This is a genomic window from Pseudidiomarina sp. PP-1MA (genome assembly GCF_041200125.1).
GTDB classification, from domain to species: Bacteria; Pseudomonadota; Gammaproteobacteria; order Enterobacterales; family Alteromonadaceae; genus Pseudidiomarina; species Pseudidiomarina fusca.
The window spans coordinates 593675-615628 of the sequence record NZ_CP165718.1 but is presented as its reverse complement, the minus strand read 5'-3'; the positions used below and the strand labels follow the sequence as shown (position 1 = coordinate 615628).

The 21954-nt window shown below is 50.1% G+C and carries 17 protein-coding genes; 4 read left to right on the top strand and 13 right to left on the bottom strand.

Features of this window, described 5'->3' with window-relative positions; genetic code table 11:
* Nucleotides 1-35: 35 nt before the first annotated feature.
* From AB8S08_RS02860 to acs, 3 genes are all read right to left on the bottom strand, one after another.
* A complete protein-coding gene (locus AB8S08_RS02860) occupies nucleotides 36-3968 on the bottom strand; it encodes a S8 family serine peptidase (protein WP_369743489.1) in 3933 nt (1310 codons plus the stop codon).
* 363 nt (nucleotides 3969-4331) lie between these two features.
* A complete protein-coding gene (locus AB8S08_RS02855; protein ID WP_110076068.1) occupies nucleotides 4332-4976 on the bottom strand; it encodes a response regulator transcription factor in 645 nt (214 codons plus the stop codon).
* A gap of 92 nt (nucleotides 4977-5068) precedes the next feature.
* Nucleotides 5069-7012, bottom strand: a complete 1944-nt coding sequence (gene acs / locus AB8S08_RS02850; RefSeq protein WP_369743487.1) for an acetate--CoA ligase — start codon at nucleotides 7010-7012, stop codon at nucleotides 5069-5071.
* 339 nt (nucleotides 7013-7351) lie between these two features.
* Here acs and AB8S08_RS02845 point away from each other — a divergent pair, with 339 nt between their 5' ends.
* Nucleotides 7352-8530 carry a DcaP family trimeric outer membrane transporter gene (locus AB8S08_RS02845; RefSeq protein WP_110076066.1) on the top strand — a complete coding sequence of 393 codons (1179 nt, stop codon included), beginning with the start codon at nucleotides 7352-7354 and terminating at the stop codon, nucleotides 8528-8530.
* A 78-nt stretch (nucleotides 8531-8608) separates the two neighbouring features.
* Here the strand turns inward: AB8S08_RS02845 and AB8S08_RS02840 are convergent, their stop codons facing one another.
* Genes AB8S08_RS02840 through AB8S08_RS02800 form a run of 9 tightly spaced genes read right to left on the bottom strand, consistent with a single transcriptional unit; the run spans nucleotide 8609 to nucleotide 17982 of the window.
* Complete coding sequence (locus AB8S08_RS02840; RefSeq protein ID WP_110076063.1) at nucleotides 8609-9196, bottom strand: hypothetical protein; 588 nt, start codon at nucleotides 9194-9196, stop codon at nucleotides 8609-8611.
* Nucleotides 9193-10404, bottom strand: a complete 1212-nt coding sequence (locus AB8S08_RS02835; RefSeq protein WP_162014454.1) for a transglycosylase SLT domain-containing protein — start codon at nucleotides 10402-10404, stop codon at nucleotides 9193-9195. The genes AB8S08_RS02840 and AB8S08_RS02835 overlap by 4 nt, the downstream gene beginning before the upstream one ends.
* Nucleotides 10358-11086, bottom strand: coding sequence for a hypothetical protein (locus tag AB8S08_RS02830; protein WP_369743484.1), 729 nt, complete (start codon nucleotides 11084-11086; stop codon nucleotides 10358-10360). Before AB8S08_RS02830 ends, AB8S08_RS02835 begins: the two co-directional genes overlap by 47 nt.
* On the bottom strand, nucleotides 11086-12357 hold the full coding sequence (locus AB8S08_RS02825; RefSeq protein ID WP_369743482.1) for a hypothetical protein: 1272 nt from the start codon (nucleotides 12355-12357) through the stop codon (nucleotides 11086-11088). The genes AB8S08_RS02830 and AB8S08_RS02825 overlap by 1 nt, the downstream gene beginning before the upstream one ends.
* A 24-nt stretch (nucleotides 12358-12381) precedes the next feature.
* Nucleotides 12382-13821: a hypothetical protein gene (locus tag AB8S08_RS02820; protein WP_369743481.1), complete on the bottom strand. Its 1440-nt coding sequence runs from the start codon at nucleotides 13819-13821 to the stop codon at nucleotides 12382-12384.
* Nucleotides 13818-14942 (bottom strand): hypothetical protein, encoded by a 1125-nt coding sequence (locus tag AB8S08_RS02815; protein WP_369743479.1) that lies wholly within the window; start codon nucleotides 14940-14942, stop codon nucleotides 13818-13820. The genes AB8S08_RS02820 and AB8S08_RS02815 overlap by 4 nt, the downstream gene beginning before the upstream one ends.
* Nucleotides 14943-14957: 15 nt before the next feature.
* Nucleotides 14958-15977: a hypothetical protein gene (locus tag AB8S08_RS02810; RefSeq protein ID WP_369743478.1), complete on the bottom strand. Its 1020-nt coding sequence runs from the start codon at nucleotides 15975-15977 to the stop codon at nucleotides 14958-14960.
* Complete coding sequence (locus AB8S08_RS02805) at nucleotides 15977-17230, bottom strand: hypothetical protein (protein WP_369743477.1); 1254 nt, start codon at nucleotides 17228-17230, stop codon at nucleotides 15977-15979. The genes AB8S08_RS02810 and AB8S08_RS02805 overlap by 1 nt, the downstream gene beginning before the upstream one ends.
* 59 nt (nucleotides 17231-17289) lie before the next feature.
* Nucleotides 17290-17982 carry a hypothetical protein gene (locus tag AB8S08_RS02800; RefSeq protein ID WP_369743475.1) on the bottom strand — a complete coding sequence of 231 codons (693 nt, stop codon included), beginning with the start codon at nucleotides 17980-17982 and terminating at the stop codon, nucleotides 17290-17292.
* Nucleotides 17983-18283: 301 nt separating this feature from the next.
* On the opposite strand from AB8S08_RS02800, the gene AB8S08_RS02795 reads away from it, so the two are divergent.
* From AB8S08_RS02795 to AB8S08_RS02785, 3 genes are all read left to right on the top strand, one after another.
* On the top strand, nucleotides 18284-19000 hold the full coding sequence (locus AB8S08_RS02795; RefSeq protein WP_369743474.1) for a hypothetical protein: 717 nt from the start codon (nucleotides 18284-18286) through the stop codon (nucleotides 18998-19000).
* A 120-nt stretch (nucleotides 19001-19120) separates the two neighbouring features.
* Entirely contained in the window at nucleotides 19121-20113 is a 993-nt protein-coding gene (locus tag AB8S08_RS02790) for a hypothetical protein (RefSeq protein ID WP_369743472.1), read from the top strand.
* Nucleotides 20114-20151: 38 nt separating this feature from the next.
* A complete protein-coding gene (locus tag AB8S08_RS02785; RefSeq protein ID WP_369743470.1) occupies nucleotides 20152-21333 on the top strand; it encodes a hypothetical protein in 1182 nt (393 codons plus the stop codon).
* Here the strand turns inward: AB8S08_RS02785 and AB8S08_RS02780 are convergent.
* A complete protein-coding gene (locus tag AB8S08_RS02780) occupies nucleotides 21302-21934 on the bottom strand; it encodes a hypothetical protein (RefSeq protein ID WP_369743468.1) in 633 nt (210 codons plus the stop codon). The genes AB8S08_RS02785 and AB8S08_RS02780 overlap by 32 nt on opposite strands.
* Nucleotides 21935-21954 lie beyond the last annotated feature (20 nt).

Sequence of the window (21954 nt, the reverse complement as noted above, 5' to 3'; positions counted from 1 at the left end):
GGAGTGCCGCTTACACAACAAATAAAGTTTACATGTTACTTACGGCGACGTAACCATACCAATGGCAACGCCAGTAAGCTTAACCACCAAGCAAACGAGCTGCTTGATTTAGGTTCGGCTTTCAGTTCCATAGTTACGGTTTCTTCGCTGCTGGCCATGCCATCAGATACAGTGACTGTGAAGCTCACGTTAGTATCTTCTTCAAGGCCCGGCACCACAAAGCTAGCAATCGCTTGGCTGGCGTTAGTTAAGCTAACACTTGGGCCACTGGTCTGGCTCCAGCTGTAGCTCAAAGTATCACCATCAGCGTCCGAAGAGCCTGAGGCATCTAGCTGTACGGTAGCTTCAAATTCAGCTGACGCAGGTGCCGTGGCTGCCGCTACTGGGGCTGTATTGGTTAAAGTGACAGTCACAGTATTACTCGCCGACGTTGCACCAGCTTCATCCACCATATGGAAGCTAAAGCTATCAGTTCCAGCAAAGCCACCCTCTGGCGTGTAAGTAGCTACCATGCCATCAAAGCTGACGCTACCATGCTCTGGTTCTGCAGTAACTGCAGGTGCTAAGGTGCCTTCAGGTTTGATTTTAATTGGCAAGACCGCTTCTGCCGCACGATCACCACTGGTCACGCTGAGCAAGGTTGCAAAATCGCGCTCCATTTCACCTACGGCTTCGCTTAAGTCAACCGTAACAGCGGTGTTATGACCGGTTTCAGTAGCCATTGCAGCCACCTCACCAAAGTCACTTACGCTCACCTCAACATCTACTTGCAACTGCGCTGGAGTACCTGCTAACAAGCTCATTTCAAGGGCAGAACCATTAGCTGGTAAATCTGCAGTGGCGATGTAGTTAGAACCACCGGCGGTACCGTCGATATTCTCCAAACCTATCACCGCCCCACCGTCTGGCGCTGCGCCTTGGTTCACATCAATAAAGTTCACGTACACTTTATCGGTGTTCAGCTCAAACCAAGCGTTAAAGGTATAAGATGGGCCGGTTGGATCGTTCCAGTTACGCACGTTGTACCACTCTAAAATCAAGTAGCGGGTACCATCGGTGCTGTTAATTAAGCTGTAACGTAACTCACCGTCCTCAGCAAACACCTCGTAGTCAGCCCAGAATGGTGCAACGATACCGTTCGGTGAACTTGGGTTCGGCAAATCTTGATTCATGAAAGTGAATATCGCGCGGTTTTCACCCATCTCCACGATACCGTTTTCCCACATCACCATGCCTGAGTAGTTCACCCCATCTAACGTCCAATAGGTTTCGTCTTCAAGCACACTGAGGTCAAATTGGATCATCGCCTCATCACAACCTTCAACGCAGAGCTTCTCGTGGGCAATGTCGGCCAGAGCTTGTAAGTCATCTAAGCTCAGACCAGCAAATGGGAAGCTTTCTCCTGCTGCTGCAATGGTGGTAACGGCTGGATCATCAGTTTGGTCGCCGGTCCAGGTAAAGGTACGAGTTTCTGTATTGAAATCCCATTCGCTCGCCGTGGTACCGACTTCAGTTACTGCCAAAGATTCAGCATCAATCACAAAGCTTTCATCTTGCGGGAACTGCGCCACCATGGTGACTGGTTCAGCACTATCACCCATGCGTGCTAGCATGGTTGCAGTCATCGCTTGGCCTGCAGCAATCTCACCGGCGGTAATACCAGAGGTTAATACGCTCGAATCCGTAGATAACTCAGCATAAACCGCTACTGGTAAGCGCGCATCAGCAAAGGTGCCACTCGCGTCGGTTAAGGTGATGGTACCGAACTGCCAACCTGGCTCAGCCAAGCTACCGTTAAAGGTCACATCAAAGTCGAGGGTTTCGCCGGCAGCCAACGTCACTGTTGCTGGTAGCTCAACACTCATGCCAGCGTCAGCAAACTCTGCGCTAACGTTCCACACGGTTTCAGCATCAGCTAAGCTGGTGATGGTGCGGTCAAACTGACACTCATTCACACACATAGGATGCGCAAAACTGGCCACATCAAAGGTCACGCCAGTTTCCATGGCGGTTGCTAAATCTAACCGACCAGCACCCACATCAAACGGGTCTGCCAGCGTCACTGTGTCTTCTTTGCGCACGCCTGCAGCACTTGAAGTCATCAGAATCGATTTAATTTGTTGCGGTGCTAACTCAGGGTAGTTAGCCATCACTAGCGCCGCAGCACCTGCCACATGAGGACCAGCCATTGAGGTACCGCTCATCATGGCAAAGCCTTGACCCGGTGCCGCAGATAAAATATCTGAACCCGGTGCAGCAATTTCTGGTTTCAGCATGGTTGGGTCGCCATTCGGACCGCGCGAACTGAAGTCAGATAAAGCATCCACATTGGCATCAATCACTTGCACTGTATTTGGATTGATAGTGGCTTCCATACCCACGTCATAGGCCGCTAAAATCGCTTGCCCCGCAGCTTGGGTAATAGAAATACTAGGCAAGGTTGCCGCGCCCATGCCCATTAAAATGGTACCTTCGGCGTTGTTGTAAACAATCATACCTACTGCACCAGCAGCCTGTACCGTATTGGCTTTTTGCTCAAACGAACAAGTACCACGGCTCACCATCGCAATCTTGCCGGCAAAAGCATTTTCTGCAAAAGGTTCACAAGCTTCAAAGGCTGCTTCGTCTACTTCAATCGCCGGTAACAGTTCAGCTGTAATCGGCTCAACCACACTAAACGCACCGTTACCTAATTGCGCTGAAATAGGGTCAAAGCCAGTCACGTTCACTTGGTTAGCAAAAATCCGCCCCGTTTGGGTACTAGCTACCGTGATGGTTTCTTCAATACAACCCGGACAACCCACGGTAGTTGGGCCAGGGCCCGAGTTACCAGCAGAAGTCACGGTCACCACGCCCATTTCATCGAGCGACTGCATGATAGGCGTGTAATAACTGCTTGCAGGATGCCCGCCAGCGCCACCGCCCCATGAGTTGTTGATAACATCAGCACCATCAGCCGCTGCGGCTTCGAGCGCTTCAGCCAAACTGATGGTCAAACCTGAACCACGGCCATCCGAGGTATTCCAAAGCGCTTTATAAACTAATAAGTTTGCGCCTGGTGCCACACCAGAAAAGTTTAAACCCACGCCATCGATGGTGGCGCTTACTGGGTTACCAGCCGCAGTACCAGCAACGTGCGAACCGTGGCCGTTCATATCCTGCGGCGAATCCATGAATTCTTCAGGGTGAACACTGCTTGGCGCATCAAAAAAGCGCGCTACGGCAATCTTGTCATTACAGATTTCAACGTTGGTGGCACAGTAGTCATCACCTGGGCTAACCGCGATCGGATCATGACCATTGTCGGCAAACATCGGATGCGCAAAATCAATCCCGGTATCGATAATAGCAACGTTCACGCCTTTACCTGCGGCCTCTTGACCACCCAATAAGGCCCAAGCACTCTCGCTGTTGATTAATGAATTAGAAGAGTCCATATGCACTTCTACTTCATAATCTTTATGCACTGCTTTCACGCCAGGAATGTCACGCAACTGCCGGCTTAAATCGCCCGCACCTTGGTGCTCTACCACAATCCCGTTAAAAGTTAGCGTTAACTGCGATTGCGCTTGTAATCCAGGTACCCGCTGCATAGCAGCAGCCAACACCTGTTGCTGCTGTGTACGCAAGTAATTCGTATAAGCACGCGCAGCACCGCTGTTAGCGTTCAATTGCTCGGCACCGGTCACTTTCGCTGAAGTAGCAGCATAACCTGCGATACCACCTTTGTAGGTCGCAACTGGGGCTTGTTCTAATTCAATCAGGTAACGGCTGGATTGTTTGGCGGCCTGTTTAGCCGCGGCTTTTTTCAGTAACGCTTTGTTAGCAATCGGCTTGGCACTTTGCTCGGTTACTTTAGGTTGGCTTGGTGAAGAATAAAGGTCTTGTGCAGCAAGCGTTGATACTCCCGTAGCGGCAGCAACAGCCAGTGCAATACTCGACCAGCGAATACGTCTTGTGGTTGTCATTTAACTTCCCTTTTATTGTTGTTAGAGAAGTATCAAACTGTAACAGCTTATTAATCATTTTATAACGCAGTCGTTTGTTATATGAGCAGAGTATAATTCGCTATCGTTCGAAATAAATAACCAGGTAAATCATAGAGGTATGACCACCTCTGCATTCCTTACAAATAAAGGAAGCTTACATTTTAAGCAGTATCTGAGCAGAAAACAGCCAGCCTGAATGCACCAACAAGGTGCATTTTATTGAAAACGAGGTTTAAAAAATGTTATTGAACGCGTCAATGCCATAGCGACATAATGTCGCAGGCTAGCTAACAGCGGGCAGTGACAAAGAAGTACTCAGCCGAGCAACTCGTTTAACGATAATTAATGATTAGGTTCTAACTGCAACCGCTCTGCTAGCAACACCGCTTGCGTACGGCTATACACACCTAGCTTACGAAAAATCGCGGTAATATGCGCTTTCACAGTAGCTTCGGTAATATTCAGCTGATATGCAATTTGCTTGTTGAGTAAGCCTTCGTGTAGCAAAAACAGCACACGATATTGCTGGGGAGTTAAGTCAGCCACTTTCTTAGCTAACTCTTGATCTTCATCGGTAATAGAATCAAGACGACCGCGTACCTCGTTCGGTACCCAAGTATCGCCTTGTAAAATGGCATCAATGGCTTCCGCAATCTGCGCCGAGGGCAACGATTTCGGAATAAATCCAAGCGCACCAAAACCAATGCATTTAGCAATCACAGCAGCGTCTTCAGAGCCTGAAATGATCGCCACCGGTAACAACGGAAAGTCTTCTCGAATACGAATCAATCCATACAAGTCTCCGCTACCTGGCATGTGTAAATCCAGTAACAGCAGATCTAAGTCATCATCTTGTTGCAGCGCCGCTAAGGTCGCGTCTAAATCGCCGGCCTCACGCAACTGTAACTCTGGGTAATGATTGGCTAATGCCCCTTGTAATGCCTCCCGAAACAACGGGTGATCGTCCGCAATCAAAAATTTGGCCATACTAGCTTCCCGCGGCAATGCTAAACCACCTAGCTACGGGAGCTAGGTGGTACATTGCATCGTTATTCGTTCATCCGGTACCGCTATAATTATTATTTATTCAAGCGGTTTTGAATTAACGAATCTACCACGCTCGGGTCAGCAAGGGTAGAGGTATCCCCCAAGTTTTCAAACTCATTGGCAGCAATCTTACGCAAAATACGCCGCATGATCTTACCTGAACGGGTCTTAGGTAAGTCTGCTGTCCAATGAATAAAGTCTGGCGTTGCAATTGGGCTCAGTTCTTTACGCACCCAATCGCGCACCTCTTTGGTCAGCTCATCCGTTACCTCAGTACCAGCCATGGCCGACACATACACATAGATGCCTTGACCTTTCACGTCGTGCGGATAACCCACCACGGCAGCTTCAGAAATCTTCGGATGCTCAACCAACACCGACTCAATTTCCGCGGTACCTAAACGGTGCCCGGATACGTTCAAGACGTCATCAACCCGACCGGTGATCCAGAAGTAACCGTCTTCGTCACGACGCGCGCCGTCACCGGTAAAGTACATGTTCTTATAAGCTGAGAAATAAGTCTGCTCAAAGCGCTCATGGTCACCCCACAAGGTACGGGCTTGGCCCGGCCATGAATCAAGAATAACCAAGTTACCATCAACTGCGCCCTCTAGCACCTTACCATCGGCATCCACCAGGGATGGCTTCACGCCAAAGAACGGCCGTGTTGCTGAACCTGGCTTCAAATCAGTCGCACCCGGTAATGGCGTGATCATGATGCCACCTGTTTCAGTCTGCCACCAAGTATCAACAATCGGGCAACGGCTATCGCCAATCACTTTATAATACCATTCCCAGGCTTCTGGGTTAATGGGCTCACCCACCGAGCCCATGGTGCGCAACGATTTACGGGTTGAGGTTTCAGCCGCAGCAGTGCCCTTCGCCATCAACGCACGGATCGCAGTAGGCGCGGTATATAAGATAGTCACGCCATGCTTATCAATCACTTCGCCAATACGACCCACGCCTGGGTAAGTTGGCAATCCTTCAAAGATCAAGGTGGTAGCACCGTTGGCTAAGGGTCCATAAACAATGTAGCTATGGCCCGTGATCCAGCCCACATCGGCGGCACACCAGTAGACATCATCTTCATGATAGTCAAACACATACTGATGTGTCATCGACGCATATACCATGTAGCCACCGGTGGTGTGCAACACCCCTTTGGGCTTACCCGTTGAGCCTGAGGTATAAAGAATAAACAGCGGATCTTCGGCATTCATCACTTCTGGTTGGCACTCAGCCGGCACATCTTTCACCAGCTGGTCCCACGCCACATCGCGATCTTCGTGCCAATCCACCTCACCATGGGTGACCTTAGCCACGACCACATGCTCTACCGTCGGGCATTTGCCGTTATGCAACGCCTCATCAACGTTGGCTTTTAGTGGTGTCGCTTTGCCACCACGACGACCTTCGTCAGCAGTAACAATCACTTTCACGCCACAGTCGTTCACGCGGTCCGCAATCGCATTTGGCGAGAAGCCACCAAAAATAACCGTATGCACTGCACCAATACGGGCACACGCCAACATCGCATAGGCCGCTTCAGGCACCATCGGCATATAGATAGCTACCCGATCGCCTTTCGCCACACCTAATTTTTTCAAGCCATTGGCAAACCGAGAGACCTCCGCATGTAACTGCTTGTAGCTGATTTCATTACTAACGGACGGGTCATCGCCTTCCCAAATGATTGCGGTTTTGTCACCGCGCTCAGCTAAGTGGCGGTCGACACAGTTGTAACAGGCGTTCAAAGTACCATCTTCAAACCATTTGATGCTGACATCGCCCGGTGCAAAACTGGTGTTTTTAACTTTGCTGTAAGGGCTAAACCAACTGATTCGTTGCCCCTGCTCACGCCAAAAACCCTCTGCATCATCAACACTTTGCTGATACATAGCGAGGTATTGGTCGTTATCAATCAGCGCCCGCGCTTTGGCATCCGCCGGCACTTTATATAAGTCATGTTGCATAAAACCTCCTTTCAACTGCGACATCGTCATTAGCTATTGGCTATTTGATATTGGTCCACGGTGGGCGCCCTCTAATAGCTAATATCTAATAGCTAACAGCGCTCTTGTTATTATGTTTTTCAATGCCCCTACCTTCATTTATTCGGGGCTGCGAAGCCATTAGACCATAGTCTAGATTGATAAATCACCCATCCTGCTATTGACTATAACCTAAGAGTGCCAGCGTTAAAGATTGCTGATATTAGCTTGATGTAACACAACAAATTAAAAGTGTAGCTGATATCTAATAGCCGACATCTCAATACGAACTTGATTTTAAAAACAACAAGGAGCACAGCAATGCTGCATAAAACTCTAACCAAATCGCTGATTGCCGGTGCAGTACTCAGCGGATTGGCATTCAATGCCCAAGCCGCAGAGGGCCCCGAATGGTCATTCGGTGGCTACGTAAAACTTGATGCCATGATGTCTGATTATTCGGATGGTTCAGCCGGTTCTGGTAGCGACAAAAACATCGGTCGTCAGTTCTATATTCCTAGCCTAACCCCAGTAGGTGGTCAAGGTGACGATGCTGTCACCGACTTTCATGCGCGCCAATCACGCTTTTGGTTTGATGTGAAACAGGGCTTAGAGAACGGCGAAACCATCACCGGTCGTATTGAAATCGATTTTATGACGGTGCCTAGTGGTGACGAGCGTATTACTAACTCGTACGCGCCGCGCTTACGTCAGGCTTTCTTGAAGTACAAGAACTGGACCATTGGCCAAACCTGGTCCAACTTCCAAGATCTGAGTATCTTGCCTGAATCCGTAGACTTTATCGGGGCTACCGACGGCATGGTGTTTATGCGCCAGCCACAAGTCCGCTATACCCAAGGTAACCTAAGCTTCTCCTTAGAAAACCCAGAAACCACAGTTAGCCTTGTTTCTGGCACCGGAGCAGTATCACGCTTGGCCACCTCTGAAGGCATCATGCCGGATATCACCATGAAGTACACCGGTAAAAGCGATAACTTCAGCTACAGCGTTGCTGGTTTAGTGCGTCAATTAGCACATGACATTGACGGTGACGGCGATGATGAAACCGTAGCTGGTTACGGTGTCACTTTTGGTGCTAAATACAGCCTCGGCAATGGTAACGACATTCGTGCCTCCTTTACTGCCGGCTCTGGCGTTGGTCGTTACATGGGTCTAAACACCTTCAACGGTGCTTACATTGCCAGCGATGGCAGCCTAGAGGCACTGGATGTAATGGGCGTAACCTTGGCCTATCGCCACAACTGGAACGAGAAAACCCGCTCTAACTTCGTCTTCAGCCGCGGCTGGGCCGATAATACCGATAATCTCGAAACCTCAAGTGCCACCGATTACACCCAACGTTTTGGCGTCAACGTCATGCACTCTGTAGACAAAAAACTCACCTTTGGTGCCGAAATCTCACGCGCTACTCGTGAAACAGCCAACAACCTTGATGGCGACCTAACCCGTCTCCAATTCATGGCCATGTATTCGTTCTAACAGCCCTTTAGAACTTCAAATCAAAAAAGGCAACGCATTATCGCGTTGCCTTTTTATTTGTATCAACAAATATGTGAATTACTTCAGCATCTCTTCTAATTCAGCTTTGGTTTTCTCAATCATAAATTGTTCAAACAAAGCCTGCTCAGAGGTTGGGTCTAATTGCATGCCGCTCATGCCCACCATCTGGTTAAAGACTTCTTCTGGCTGTTCTAACGCAACCAATGCACACAGCTGTTTTTGGCCATCGATTTGCGCCAAAGTCACTTCTTTCGGAATCGCCCCCTCAAGTACTTCAGAGCTTAATTGGGTGCTAGCTTGCGCAAAACTGCTGCTCACCATGGCGCTTACGCCTTCAATGGTTTTAGCGCTGACAGATTTATCTAACACCGCCGCGCGAGTACGAATCTGTTGCGCCAAATCAGCACGTGCGGCCGCAATCACTTGGGCCCGGTCGACTTGCATCTGGCCACTCCACTGCACGCACTGAGAGCTCGCGAGAGCTCCTTCTACTTCCGGCAAAAACACCCAGCTAGGCGCATTATCCGTTTCGTTTTTAGTAACCTCGCGCATGGTTTGCGCGCCATCATTAGAACTACAAGCCGCTAAGGTGGCAGCTACAGCACCGGCTAACGCCAATTGTAAAACTTTAGAGTGTTTATTCATGATTGTAATTCCTCTTTATAAAACTGCTGTCGCTGCACAACTTTGCGCAGATAATTCTTGGTTTCAGTAGCCGGCAAATGTTGCATCAAATGCTCATACACGGCTGCTGCGCTCATACCATTAGCTCGCTGCGCCGCATCGCTCAGCGATTTCGTTTGGGCCATCGCCAAACTCACGTTACCAGGCCCCGTATTGTAGGCCGCAATCGCCAAATACATCCGGCTAACGGGATCTTCCACCTGCTTAAAGTACCTGTTACCAAGCAGATGCAAATACACGGTACCAGCCTGCACATTTTGCTCAGGATCATACAAATATTCCGCTGATAACACCCGTTGCTGGCCGGTTAAGAACTCAGTCACATCCCGGCCCGCCGAGGTAGGCACAATTTGCATCAATCCAAAAGCAGGAATCGGCGACCGCGCTAACGGATTAAAACTCGACTCAGTGTGCATAATCGCCATCACCAATTCAACCGGCAAACCGCGTTGCATGGCATATTTTTCAGCAATCGGAAACATACGTTGCGCCCGTTCACTGCTCACTTTCGTGGGCAATTGAATGGTCACTGAGGTGGTCTTGCCTTGGCGCTTTACTTGCGCTGGTTGCTGCGTCACCTCAGCTGCCGACACCCCGCCTAACAACGAACTTTGCTGCATCTGCTGCGAATTTTTTAATTGCGCAAGATTCACCCCAGCATTCACATGAATAGGATCTTGGGCCACAGCTTCTGCTAACGAGGTTCCGGTCGCTTTGGCTAACACTTGTTCAGCCTCAGCCCGCACTGCTGCCTCAGATTTACCGGCCGTCTCAGAGGCTAAAAACTCCACCGTCACCGTGTCATTTTCATAATCGATGATGGTACGCTGGCTTTGGTCATCGGAGTAGCTCACCCACTTGGTTTTACCCGACACCATGCCATCGTTCCAGCGCTCTTTAAGCTGCTCTACGTAGTTCTTTTCGGCATCTTGCCAGCGTTTCACAAAAGCTCGAAATTCAGCTTCGCGCTGCTCCGAAAACTTCTCAAACTGGGCCTTATTTTGCTGCTTAAAGCGTTCAAAATCCGCTTGCTGGGCATGACCGTGCAACACCGCACCTGGCATCGCCACGGCCAACAACAAGGCCACCGCACTCATGCGCAAAGCACCAGCTTGCTTCATACTAGTTGCCAAAGTAGCTGTTGAGGTCCATCGCTTGTTTCGCTTCATACGCGCGTAACTCCTGTTTGATTTGCGGCAGCAATTTTCTGCAGGCCACGCTACCACAGCTGTTAGCCAGCATCATGGCCGTTGCGATCTCGCCGCCTTGTAGCATTAACTCGGCCACCGCTAAGCGCGCATCATCCAATTGCAGCGCCGCTAAGTCTACGTTGGCTTTGGCATACGCCAACCCCTGATGCGCAGGCGCCAATTTAGCAATCAGAGCAGCTCCATCAGCAGCAGTCGCACCATGGCTTAAGGCAACCTGTAACAACTGTTTTAACTGCTCTGGGGTTAACTCAGGGTATTGCGCCCAAGCAGCACGTACCGCTGTGGCGGCAATGCTCAGCGGCATATCGGTAATACTCACCATGCCCGTACAAACATGCGCATCGGCATTGCTACTCAGCTTAAAGTTAGTCACCTCAGCTTCAACGTAACCCACCTGCTCGTCTATCGCAAAACCGACCTGCTCGGCTAAGCGCGCCCGAACCCGCGCCATATCTTCAGCTTGCATGGCGGTGGTACAGGCATTGCGCAGCATGCCATCGGGCATATTCTTACTTTTTAGGATCTCACCTTGGCGTTGCTGCGCCGGCTCGTTCATACCAGCCGCCATCGCCGTAAAGCTAGCTAGGCTAAGCCCAGCTAGCAGCGCTAACACACCAACTTTATGAGCTGCGGCTAGCATTACAAGTTATCTTCATCGCTAACTTTGCCAGACGCGCCTTGCGAGTTCTTGGCACGCTCGTTCAATCCGCCACGGGCATTAGACTTGCCTTGCCCTGGTGCATTAGTGGCGTTCTGCCGCGCCGTAGCTTCTAATGATGGTGCATACACAGCCACCGTGTACTGCCAAAAGCCATCTTCAGAGACAAACGAACGCAAACCTACTCCCGGCGGCAACTGGCCTTTGGTCAAAGTACCGTAGTCATCGCTTTGCCGCATTTGGTTTAAGAAAGTCACTTTATCTTGCTCTAAGCGGGTAACATTCTCAGGATCAGCCAATACCGGATCATCGTAAGTAAATTGCTCAGTGCTCTCTACTTGGCTTTCATCAAAGCTACCACGCCAGTAAACTTCTTCGCCTTGCATGGTGCTTAACAAGGCAGCGCGCGCCCGCGTTTGCGACTGACGCAAGGCCGCATCGGCTAAACGCGAAGCCAACCGTGGGTTGCTATTCTGGCGAATAATTGACGAACCAAAGCCCATCACAATCACTTCGCCGGTATTGGCATTAGTTAATACCTTAGCGCCCATCGGGGGCATCACCCCATCTTGAATGTCGCTTACCACTTGCTTGAACACTTCGTTCGGGTCGGTCACTACATTCAACGCACCCACGTTGTCACGAATAATCGAACGGGTTTTTGGAGTTGAAATCACACTCACCCGTACCCGCTTGGTGTCCACATCATCAAACACATCGTAAGTAACGTAACCTGCCACCGAGCCGTTCACCGACTCGCTACAAGCTTCTTCTGAACTCACAGATTCGTTACCCATACCATCGGTACCGCTGTCAATAAAGTCCATGCTCATGCTCACGAGGTTACTACAAACCACGTTCACACCTTTCTGGTGCTCTACTAAGCCTTTTTTAGCCACCAAAAACGCTTGGTTGTAGGCGGCACGTTTGCTCAACAAACTGGCATTCGGGTTATCAAACAATTGATAACTTGCCGAACCTGTAGATAACACCCCAATCCCACTACCTACCGCGATGGTCATCACCCCATCTTGGGTATTTTCCATCAGATTTTGGTGCGCCACGGTCACCGCTGTGGCTTCATCGTTGGCTACCACCACATTATCTTTGACTTCATAATCACCGCTGGTTGGCGCTGCTTGGCCTGGTCGCGCTGGCATCATGTCGGTTAAATCAAAATCTTGTGCCATGGTAGCTGCTGAGCTCAAACCCATCACACTGCTAATAACCACCGCAATCAACGAATGTTTCATAATTTGTCCTTAACTTACTTAAACTTATAGAAATTTAATTTTATAGGCGTTATCAATTCGCGCCTGCGGTAACGGTGCTGCTAATAACGGTGGCAGTACTTGGCTCAATACCGACGCCAACTCCGCTGCGCTGCCGTTATAGCGCAACTGCGCCGTAACTAACTGCTCATTGCCAGCTACCTGCACATCGCGCACACCACCGATGGTCTGCAACACACCAGGCAACTCTGCGGTACTACTCAAATAGCGTCGAGCAATGGCGATTTCATGAATCAGTCCGCCCTGCGCTACCATCTGGGTAAAAGCCTCATGCAACGCGTTGGCTAAGGCCGCGCGCTGTTGCTCATGGCTTAAATGAACATCCAATAAATCGCGATGAATACCGGTTTTGTTAGGCAGCGCCAATAAGGCCGGGTTATTGTTCCACTGGCCATAAAGATTACCGGCGGCATCTTCTACCTGCACGCCTAAATGCAGCCGTGCACTATTGCCACTGACACGCACATCGGCATTGGCATTCACCAATAAACTGGCATTCTCACTCACTTCAATACCTTGCTGATTCAGCCACAAGCGCAAATGATCAGCTAGCGGTTGCGGTGCCATCACCCGTACCCGTGGCGAGCCAATCGCAGTCAAAATATCTTGCGCCGCTTGCGCTAGCTCTTGCTTTTCAACCACAGCTTCTAGGGTTAACTTAACGCCGCCATCACTCAGCATCTGGGTATCCAATAACTGCCAACGTTTTACCAAGCCATTGCTGCGAGTGTGCAACTGTTGCGCCACCACATCCTTAAGGCTTTCGTTCACTTCGTCATTGGTTTGTTCAATCGACGAGTTAGAGTACTGGCTGTAGTTTTGCTGCAACCACACCCCAACCACTTGCGATACCGCCCGACGCAAGCCATCAACTTCCGCCACTTGTTGCGCGCTTAAGCCCTTGGCTTTATTCGGCCAACCTTCGCCGTTCACCACCACCGCAACTTCACGGCTGGCATCATCCCATACGATATCGCCATCCAAGGCATCAGCGCCACCGACATCCGTACCTCGCACCAGCGTCATGCTGACGCAAGTATCTGAACCTTGCAGCCAGGGTTGGCCACTTTGCACAAATAAATTAGCGACCGTGATGCCACTTTGGCTGGCCTCTTGCAAACTCTGTACCCACTGCGTCGCTTCAGCGGCACTGGTGGTAGTTAGCGAGTCAGCTACCTCATTCAATTGGAGCAGCGCAGGCCCTTTCACAAAAGCCGCTAATTCTGCCGCCGCCTGCGCTTCAGCTTGAGCAATGGCTGCTGCACCGCGCCCATAGGCACAAGCCTGCACGGTAATATCGGCATTACTATTAAAACTAATCGAGCTGGCGTGTGCTGCCGGGGCCGCCCCAAACGCAAGCGCTACCAGCCCCGAAAGCATCGCCACTGCTGGTAATTTAGCAGTATGGTTGCGTGCTTTTATCATGTTCTATTCTCCAAGAACCCCGCTGGAGTTCCGACACTGATGGCGAAAATCTTAACGCCATTGCTTGGACGATAAATACCATTGCTGGCTGAACGTTCAATCTGATCGGCCAAGCGCGAATTTTTCCAACGCACGATAGTACCGTTGGCGCTATTAATCGACGGCTGCACTCGAGCAACCCCAATCGGCTCCACAAACCCTGCTTCGTATTGAAACACAATCATGGTTTCGTTAGGTAACACACCGGCATTCTGGCCCCGATCTAAACTAATTTGGTCGCCTTTAATGCCTAACACCTGTGCCGAAGCTGGCATTTCTGACAGCATCCGCGTCAGCAAAATATCAATACCGCGAGACGCCATATCATTGATCACTGCGTTTACATGAGCGCTGTCGTTATAGCGGAAGCCCGAAACGTAACGGTTATTGGCCATGATAAACTTCAGCTCGCTACGGTCGCGCACTTCTTCTGATTTCACCCGCACTTTACCTAGGTTGGGATACGACATGATCTCACGGGTACGCGGATTGATGGTAGCCGCAGTAAGCTCCAAGGTGTAATCCATCCAGCCGGTAATCGAACCTTCGTTCTTAACCGTGCGTAAAGTATCAATTTTTACCACGTAATCAGGCAGTAACGGGCCTGAACCACTAAAGTATTCCGCCGCTTTTGCTGCGCCCTGCTGCTCTAACACAGTGGCGCTTTCAGCATCAATCACCGCATCATCACGGGTTACAATCCGGTAGCGGTTAATACCACTGAATTGGTTTTCTAGCATAAACAGCAACTGGGTATCGTCGTAGGCCCGCAGAGCATCAACGCCTTGGCCTTCGCCACCCACGTCAGTGCCCGAAAAGTACATGCGTACAATCGGCTTTTTCAAAGGACACGCAGGATGTTCGTTATCCACATCAAAGGTACAGTTCTCTAGCCCTTGTGTGTTAAAAAATGCCGGTACCGAAATATCGCTATCATTGAATTGTTCAGGTGCCTTGGCAACATTTACTCCAGATGACCGATTCGACACCTTGGTGCTTTGCGTTTGGCTAGGTGCGGTAGATTGACACGCCACCAACACACTCAAAGCGATAGCTGATACGGCTAATTTGGCAAACTTCATATTTGTTGTCCTTTACTATAAAAATAACCATGCCCGCAGGGGCTGTTCTAATTGTTGTTGCATGCTGCGCAGCGCAGCTTGCTCAGCGGCACTGGCGCTAGCTCCTTCACCGATACTACGCAACTGTTGTTGCTGATACACGGTAAAAGGCGCGGTAGGGCTGGTTAACTGCACCTGTACCACACGCTGTTCTAAAAACTTACCTTGTTTTTGGCCGCGCTTACGCTGTTCCGTTAACCGTAACCAGAGTACGCTGTCGGTAGCTGCTGGCAATTGCGTCGATAAGGCGCCTACCAAGGGCTGCAATTCATAATTGGCAACCACCCGTACGCCCATATTCTGCCACACTTGCTGTACCTCGCGCTGCAATTGTTCTAAATGCATCCGCGCCATCGGTTGGCCACCGCCTAACGCTGCCATGGCGCGCTCTAGGCGCAAGCCATCGTCGATACTCTGCCGATACTGTAAACTCCACAATAACTGTTGTGCTCGCCCTTGCTCGCTGGCGTCATCCATAAACGGAAAATTCAACGCCTCTAAGGGCCGCAAACGGTCATGCAAACCCGCAACAATCGCGGCCTTAGGCACCGCCAACAACACCGCAACCTGACTACCATCAGCATTTTCTAACAGGGCACTCTGCTGTTCTTCTACTTGCTCTAATTGCAAACCCAGCGCCTCTAACAGCGTCACTTGGCTAAAATCATCCTGAATTTCAGTAGCACCTGCGCTACGTTTACGCGCCAACACACTGCGCTGTAAGGTATTCACATCAGCCGATACTTGCAGGCTAATTTCAGCCAGCGCATGCTGCCGCGCCATCGCCTTAGAAACGCCAAAACCCACTGCATATAAGTGGGTTGATGGATAATCCGAGACCGGCGCAAACACCCAATCTGGCCAATCGGCCTCCGTTGGGGTAGCCGGCTGCGTTGCAGATTGCGCTGGCGACTGTTGCGCCTCCGCGCTGGGCAGCGCTAGTAGCAGCCCCAACAGCATCGCCATCTTACCTGTGTGCATCCAAAATGTGTGCATCAATTCAGTTCCGTTCCTAAATGATAAAACTCATGATCTTTACTCAACGCATCGTGCAATTGCCCAACCACTCTGGCATTGATTGCTTGCACCCAAGCTAACTGGTCACGCGTAAAGCTAAGCGCAACGTACAGGTTGTGCTCGGCTTGTAACCTAGAGTCATCCGACCCCATCACAAAATCCACTTGCCACAGTGCTCGGTGCTGCTTAAGCTGCTGCTGATGAGCTTGTTCAAATGCTTGTAATCGTTGCGATTGCTCGCGCCAGCGCCCGTACAATTGTTGATTATCGTCCAGCCGCCGCACAAGTTGAGCTGCACCTTGAGGCTTTGTTATCGCGAGCTCTAATTGCTGTATCAGTAACTCAGGCACCGCCGCTAGTTGCTGCAAAGAGTGCGGCGAAAACTGCTCCCAATCGGCAAAGCGATACTCGGCTTGATACCCATCAGCAGCACGCACCAATCCTATACCTGCTAAAATGTCATCACGAAACAAGCCTGACCAATCATCTTGGCTAGAAACTGCTGCAAGCGCGGGCGACGGCTCACTTTGCTGCCGCATCAACAGCGCCCCTTCTAATCCATCTAACAGCTGTAGCTGTGAATCAGCGTCGCTTAAAAGCCCACCAGTAAGGTCATAAATATCGATCAAATACATGAATCCCACATACAGATTATTTTCGGGGGTCTGGGGTACTGGGTCCGGGTAAGCTATAACACCCATGGATTTTGCTATCTCTGTCCCCAGCTCCACCAACACCTCCTGAGCCTCAGCCCCTAAGGCTTCATAACTTTCATAAACCAGTCGATGATCTGCACGAAGCTGAGCCAGGCGCGCTGTGAAGCTCGACTGTGCCTTTAACTCCGTCACCAACGCATCCACTTCAGCCGGGCTTAATGCCTCCAACCGCTGTTGCAGCGATGCCTCGGTTTCATCGAGCTGCTGCCACTCATGCAGCAACAAATAAAGCTGCGGATATTGCAATAACCATTGGCGATACTGGCTTAGCCAGAGCTCGGTTTGCTCAACTACAACCACCATCGATTTATTGAGCTCACCTAATTTGCCGTCTTGGGCTAAGGGCACCGCCCGCTGAGCTGCCAACTCTTGCTGCAGCTCAACCATAGAATCTTCGCCACTCGCTATCAGCCATTCTGCGCGCTGCTGCGGTGTCGGAGATAACGTACAACCTGCCAGGGCTACAGCCACAACAATGAGCAGGATTGATCTTGATTTTTTTAGCATGAATGCCATAAAGGTCTCAGCTGCAACAGTAGGCACTGGCCTTATCAGCCAGTGCCTTACTTAATAGCTTATTTAGCTTCTAATTCAGCTTGCAAAGCATCAATCGCCAACATGGTATCTTGGTCAATCGAAATAAGGTCGCTTGCTTGAGTCGCCAAATCGATTTGATCCATAGCCCGAGTCATAGCCAGGTAAATGTTATTATTCACGGTTTGCTCTTCACCGCCACCTAGCATCAGCCTTTGTGCTTGATAAATTGCGGTAGCTTTGGCAATTTCAGTACCGTATTGAGTCAGTAGGTAAGTACCTTGAGCACTTTGAATTAGAATCTCTTCAAATAATTCTTGGTTAGCTGCAGAAACTTCTGCGATCGCGCCACGATAAGCATCGATCTTCGGACCAATTTTTTCTGCTTCAGTGGTTGCGCCTAAATCAAATTCCATGATGGCGGCTTTCAACTGCTCTGGCGTTGCTTCACGCTGCGCATACAAGAACGCCTGCACATCAGCATGGTTCTCTGCTTGAGTGCGATATAGGCCCATCACTTTCTTCTGACGCTCAGTGATATCTACCACGATATTTAAGAAGTCTTGAATACCAGGAAACGCAGTGATGCGCTCGTAGCCCAGCTCATCCATTTGTTCAGTTAATTCGGCAATCGCAAGATTACGATCTAACTTGGCTGCATCGCTGGTAGTAGCGCCACAACCGGCAAGCGTTAACATTGAAGCCAACAAAGCAGGAATGATTAATTTTTTCATAATAAGAGTCTCTCCGTAAGCTCCAACGAGCTTTCCATACGTTCCCCCAACCTAGCCTGTATACCAATAACTAACTAAGCTGAGAGAGGTCCAAGGCAAATTGTTATATAATTGTATACTTTGCCACTAGCGTTAAGGTAAATAATTTGTAAACGCATTGCAACAAAAAAATCTGAAATAGCTAAAAAAGTAATTAGCTGCTATTGAATGGTGCTTCTATTACAGGCATAGTAGCCCATAGCTACGCAATCTTTACGAAAGATTAACAGAGTAATAGCCGTTTTACAGGACGAAACTGCTGATGAAATATGTCAAAAAGCTAACAAAAATCGCACTTGGTAGCCTAACCTTAAGCGCAATAGGCCTCTGGTCTAGCGTGAGTTTAGCTGCCCCCGTTCAAGAATTACGTCTGGCGCAAGAAGCCTTCACTGAGTCGTACGCCTCCAACGTACCAGTAAGTGGCCGCATCTTAGTTGGGGTGGTGTATGCTTCTCCCAACCTTAGTGGAAACCTTGCCGTACGAGTGCCACAAGTTGATTTAGATCAACCTATTTGTTTGAAAGTGCATTCGCGCGATGGTAGCTACAGCTCAGAAAATGAATACCGCATGGCCGCAGCCGCAGAGGCTGAGTTATATTCTGTGGAATATCCCAGTAAGCATACTGATGTGTTAAATAAGCTCTCAGCTGACGAGATGGCTATGGTCGCCGTACCCGGCTCTTGTGAGCAGAGTAACAGCATTCAACAAGTGTATTTAAGTTATCGCGGCGAAGAGCCAGGCGGCAAAGTATACGTGTTCGCTAACTCGGGGCGTAGCGATGTGTTCATGCAACTGCAACTCGACTCTGGCAACCAAAATCACCGTTGCCAAGCTATCAAGCAAGGCGTCCGCACCGGCTACGATACCCTGTGTGAAATCGACCCAGCATTACTGCGCGATGGCAGCAACGCCATCACCCTCGTCCGTCGCCAAGCCGGCCGCATGCTGCCACCCGTTAAATTCGAATTAGTGTATTGATAACGGCAAAGGCGCCGTTAGCTATTAAATATTAGATATTCGAGCCGATGCTCCGCAATCAACTAATATTTAATATCTAATAGCTAATAACGTCTTCGCATTTAATAAGAAGAAATACTTATGTCCGTATTGAAAAATAGCGCGATGCGCATGTTTATGGTAACGCGGGTGAAGAACCTGCGCGGTCGCGGCTGGACTCGTAAAAGCGTGATTTTTTTGATTTTGTCGGGGATGGTAGCAGCGCTTGCGTACGTGCTTTTTGCCGACCGGGTCAACATTTACACGGTAAGCGCTAGAACGGACGTGATGAGCATTGTGACCGCCGAAAGCACCATCAATCAGTGGCGTATCCCAAATGATGCGACTGTACTTAGCGGTATCACCGGCGAGGCACTGATGGACCCCGAGCAAAATCCAGCAGAACAAATGGAGCTGGTTGACTACAAAACTGGCGAGAATTTTATCATTGTTAATCCAGGTATTCAGGTTACCTTTTTTGTTAATCATGCTAATAGCGAGTTTGTCATTACCCTCGAACATCCAGACTTTGCTAACGGTTCAGTCGGCTACTTAGAACGTGACCTTGGCCGCCAAGAATTGGGCTCGTACGTGGATGTGATCATGGATCAATCACGCCAACTGCTCTTTCCTTTCATGGGAGAAGTGGTGATAGGTGACGACGTGAGTACTTCGGTAGCAGCGACGTTACTCAGTGGCAATATTCGTATCATCGAGCAGGAACTGTTTGGCGACGTACGTTACGTATCGGGCGAGTTTGAGTTAGACCAAGGCGACCGCGTGACGCTACACAACGATATTGAGCGCAACACCAACGCCGTGCTGCGTGGTTTTGTGCGCTATGAACCCGATGACAGCATGTATATCACCACCCATGGTGAGACCACGGTCGCACGGGTAGAGCGCCTTGGCAGCGCCGGCTACGATGCTAAAACCTCGCTCTGGAAGCGCTTCGGTAACGATCCTGTGGTGATGGCGCTGACCAGTTTGTACGCGATTATCTTCTTAATGCTTGAGTTTACCGTGATGTTAAGGAGCTTATTTGCTCCGAAAAAAGAACAAATCAAAGCAGAAGAAGTGGTGGTTGAGCGCTAACAGCTGCTCGTATAAAAACAATAGGTGATATCCGAATCATGGCTAAGTTACGACCTACAGCGGCAATCAAGCCGCTGCTAGCCGCCTCGGTGGGGCTAAGCATCGCCACCGCAGCTATTGCCCAACCAGCAGGGGCACAAAACACGCCCATTACCCCGGTATTTGTTGAGGCCGGTGAGATCGGGCAAGGCTTTTTGCTCAAACGCCTAGACAGCTGTTACCTGATCACCCCCGAACACGTCGTCAAAGACAACTTTTTTGCCAACCTCACCGCCGCCAACGCTGCGCGCAGCAAAGGTGAAGCCGTTGCTATTCAAAACTTCGGTTACGACCTATCGATTATGGGCGTGAGTGGCCCTGCTGCTGAGGGCTGTGGCGCTAGTTTTAACGAGCTCACCAGTACCAGTGCTGATGTCCTCAAACAATTGCAAAGTGCTAGCCAACTCAGTGTTAGCACCGTTAGCGCCGATGGCGCTCGCACCTTAACCCCAGTAAGCATCAGCAGCGTTGATTTGTTGCGCCTTTACGTACAACCCATCGATGCTATCAACACGCCTTTGTATCAAGGCATGAGCGGCAGTACCGTTTATGTCGGCCAAACGCCTGTGGGGATGTTGCAATCAGTGGATGCAGATAGCGGCCAAGGCTTGGTGTTGCGCATCGACCGTTTACTAGAAACTATCGGCCCTTTTTTCAATGATGGCTTGGTCGCAGATCTTGCCAATAATACCGGTCTGAATGCTCTACAACAAAGCGTGACGCTAAGTGCTTGGAGCCATGTGCCCAGCGCCGGTAGCAATAGCCATCTACTCACCGACGGTGATACCGGCACCCATTGGAGCTATCAGCCGCAACAAGGGCCGAACTATAACAAGCTCGGTAACTATCAAGCACACAATCCTGTGCGGCTGACGTTTAGCCTAGGTGATAACTTACAACAGCTTAATAGCATTACCTTGGCTAACCATAGCAAGCAGCGTAGCAGCTTTATCCGTGATTTTGAAATTCTTGCCAACCGCTCCCAGCGCAGCGCGCAAGGCTGGGTGCCTGTGTATAGCGGCACTTGGATGCTCGGCCAAGAGCAAAAGGAGATCGATCTAAGCAAGGCCAACGTCGCAGCTCGCCAATTTATGCTGGTGGTGCATTCTCATTGGCAAGCCGACGCGGAACAGATCGTGATTTCAGAGATTAAAACAAGTCAATCGTTGCTGGCAGAGTAACTCCTGCACAAGTCACACTGCCACTTAACTCACTCACGTCGTTAAGCTCAAATTTAGCGCTGCAGGCGTTTTGTGATAGGCTAACCTGCAGCCCAGCTACTTCACCATAACCATTGTGGCTACCGCCGAAGTTACGCACCTCAAAGCGGCCATTCACCTCGTTATAACTGCGCACGGTTACGTTCATCACGCCACCTAAACTGCGCCGCAATTGCTCGGCCTTACCGCCATCACCTTCGTTCAAGGTGATCTGCAACGTCTGTACTTCGTTAAATCTATGGCTCAAAGTAATAGCGCGCGCCACGTCGTCGGCACTGCCAAACCCGACCGCATAGGCCATTTCACGCAGCGCCGTATTCTCCGATTGCAGCAACTTATTCAGTGCACTACTACGTACGTTGGCATCGGCATGACTCAATAGCTGCCGCGCTTGGGCTAACTGATTGGCATCAGCCTGAATTTGCTGCACGTTAAGCTGGTTTGCCGCCACGGGTGCCGCGCTAGCAGCGGTCGTTCCTGCCGCCAACAAGAGCATAGCCGTAGCCATGTGGGTGATACCACGCGCCGACCCAGCCACCAACCTTTTATCATCCTGTAACATGCTTACGTCCTTCATTTCTA

Coding starts and splice junctions, on each gene's coding strand:
- AB8S08_RS02860 (WP_369743489.1), bottom strand. CDS start 3,968: ATGACAACCACAAGACGTATTCGCTGGTCGAGTATTGCACTGGCTGTT.
- AB8S08_RS02855 (WP_110076068.1), bottom strand. CDS start 4,976: ATGGCCAAATTTTTGATTGCGGACGATCACCCGTTGTTTCGGGAGGCA.
- acs (WP_369743487.1), bottom strand. CDS start 7,012: ATGCAACATGACTTATATAAAGTGCCGGCGGATGCCAAAGCGCGGGCG.
- AB8S08_RS02845 (WP_110076066.1), top strand. CDS start 7,352: ATGCTGCATAAAACTCTAACCAAATCGCTGATTGCCGGTGCAGTACTC.
- AB8S08_RS02840 (WP_110076063.1), bottom strand. CDS start 9,196: ATGAATAAACACTCTAAAGTTTTACAATTGGCGTTAGCCGGTGCTGTA.
- AB8S08_RS02835 (WP_162014454.1), bottom strand. CDS start 10,404: ATGAAGCGAAACAAGCGATGGACCTCAACAGCTACTTTGGCAACTAGT.
- AB8S08_RS02830 (WP_369743484.1), bottom strand. CDS start 11,086: ATGCTAGCCGCAGCTCATAAAGTTGGTGTGTTAGCGCTGCTAGCTGGG.
- AB8S08_RS02825 (WP_369743482.1), bottom strand. CDS start 12,357: ATGAAACATTCGTTGATTGCGGTGGTTATTAGCAGTGTGATGGGTTTG.
- AB8S08_RS02820 (WP_369743481.1), bottom strand. CDS start 13,821: ATGATAAAAGCACGCAACCATACTGCTAAATTACCAGCAGTGGCGATG.
- AB8S08_RS02815 (WP_369743479.1), bottom strand. CDS start 14,942: ATGAAGTTTGCCAAATTAGCCGTATCAGCTATCGCTTTGAGTGTGTTG.
- AB8S08_RS02810 (WP_369743478.1), bottom strand. CDS start 15,977: ATGCACACATTTTGGATGCACACAGGTAAGATGGCGATGCTGTTGGGG.
- AB8S08_RS02805 (WP_369743477.1), bottom strand. CDS start 17,230: ATGGCATTCATGCTAAAAAAATCAAGATCAATCCTGCTCATTGTTGTG.
- AB8S08_RS02800 (WP_369743475.1), bottom strand. CDS start 17,982: ATGAAAAAATTAATCATTCCTGCTTTGTTGGCTTCAATGTTAACGCTT.
- AB8S08_RS02795 (WP_369743474.1), top strand. CDS start 18,284: ATGAAATATGTCAAAAAGCTAACAAAAATCGCACTTGGTAGCCTAACC.
- AB8S08_RS02790 (WP_369743472.1), top strand. CDS start 19,121: ATGTCCGTATTGAAAAATAGCGCGATGCGCATGTTTATGGTAACGCGG.
- AB8S08_RS02785 (WP_369743470.1), top strand. CDS start 20,152: ATGGCTAAGTTACGACCTACAGCGGCAATCAAGCCGCTGCTAGCCGCC.
- AB8S08_RS02780 (WP_369743468.1), bottom strand. CDS start 21,934: ATGTTACAGGATGATAAAAGGTTGGTGGCTGGGTCGGCGCGTGGTATC.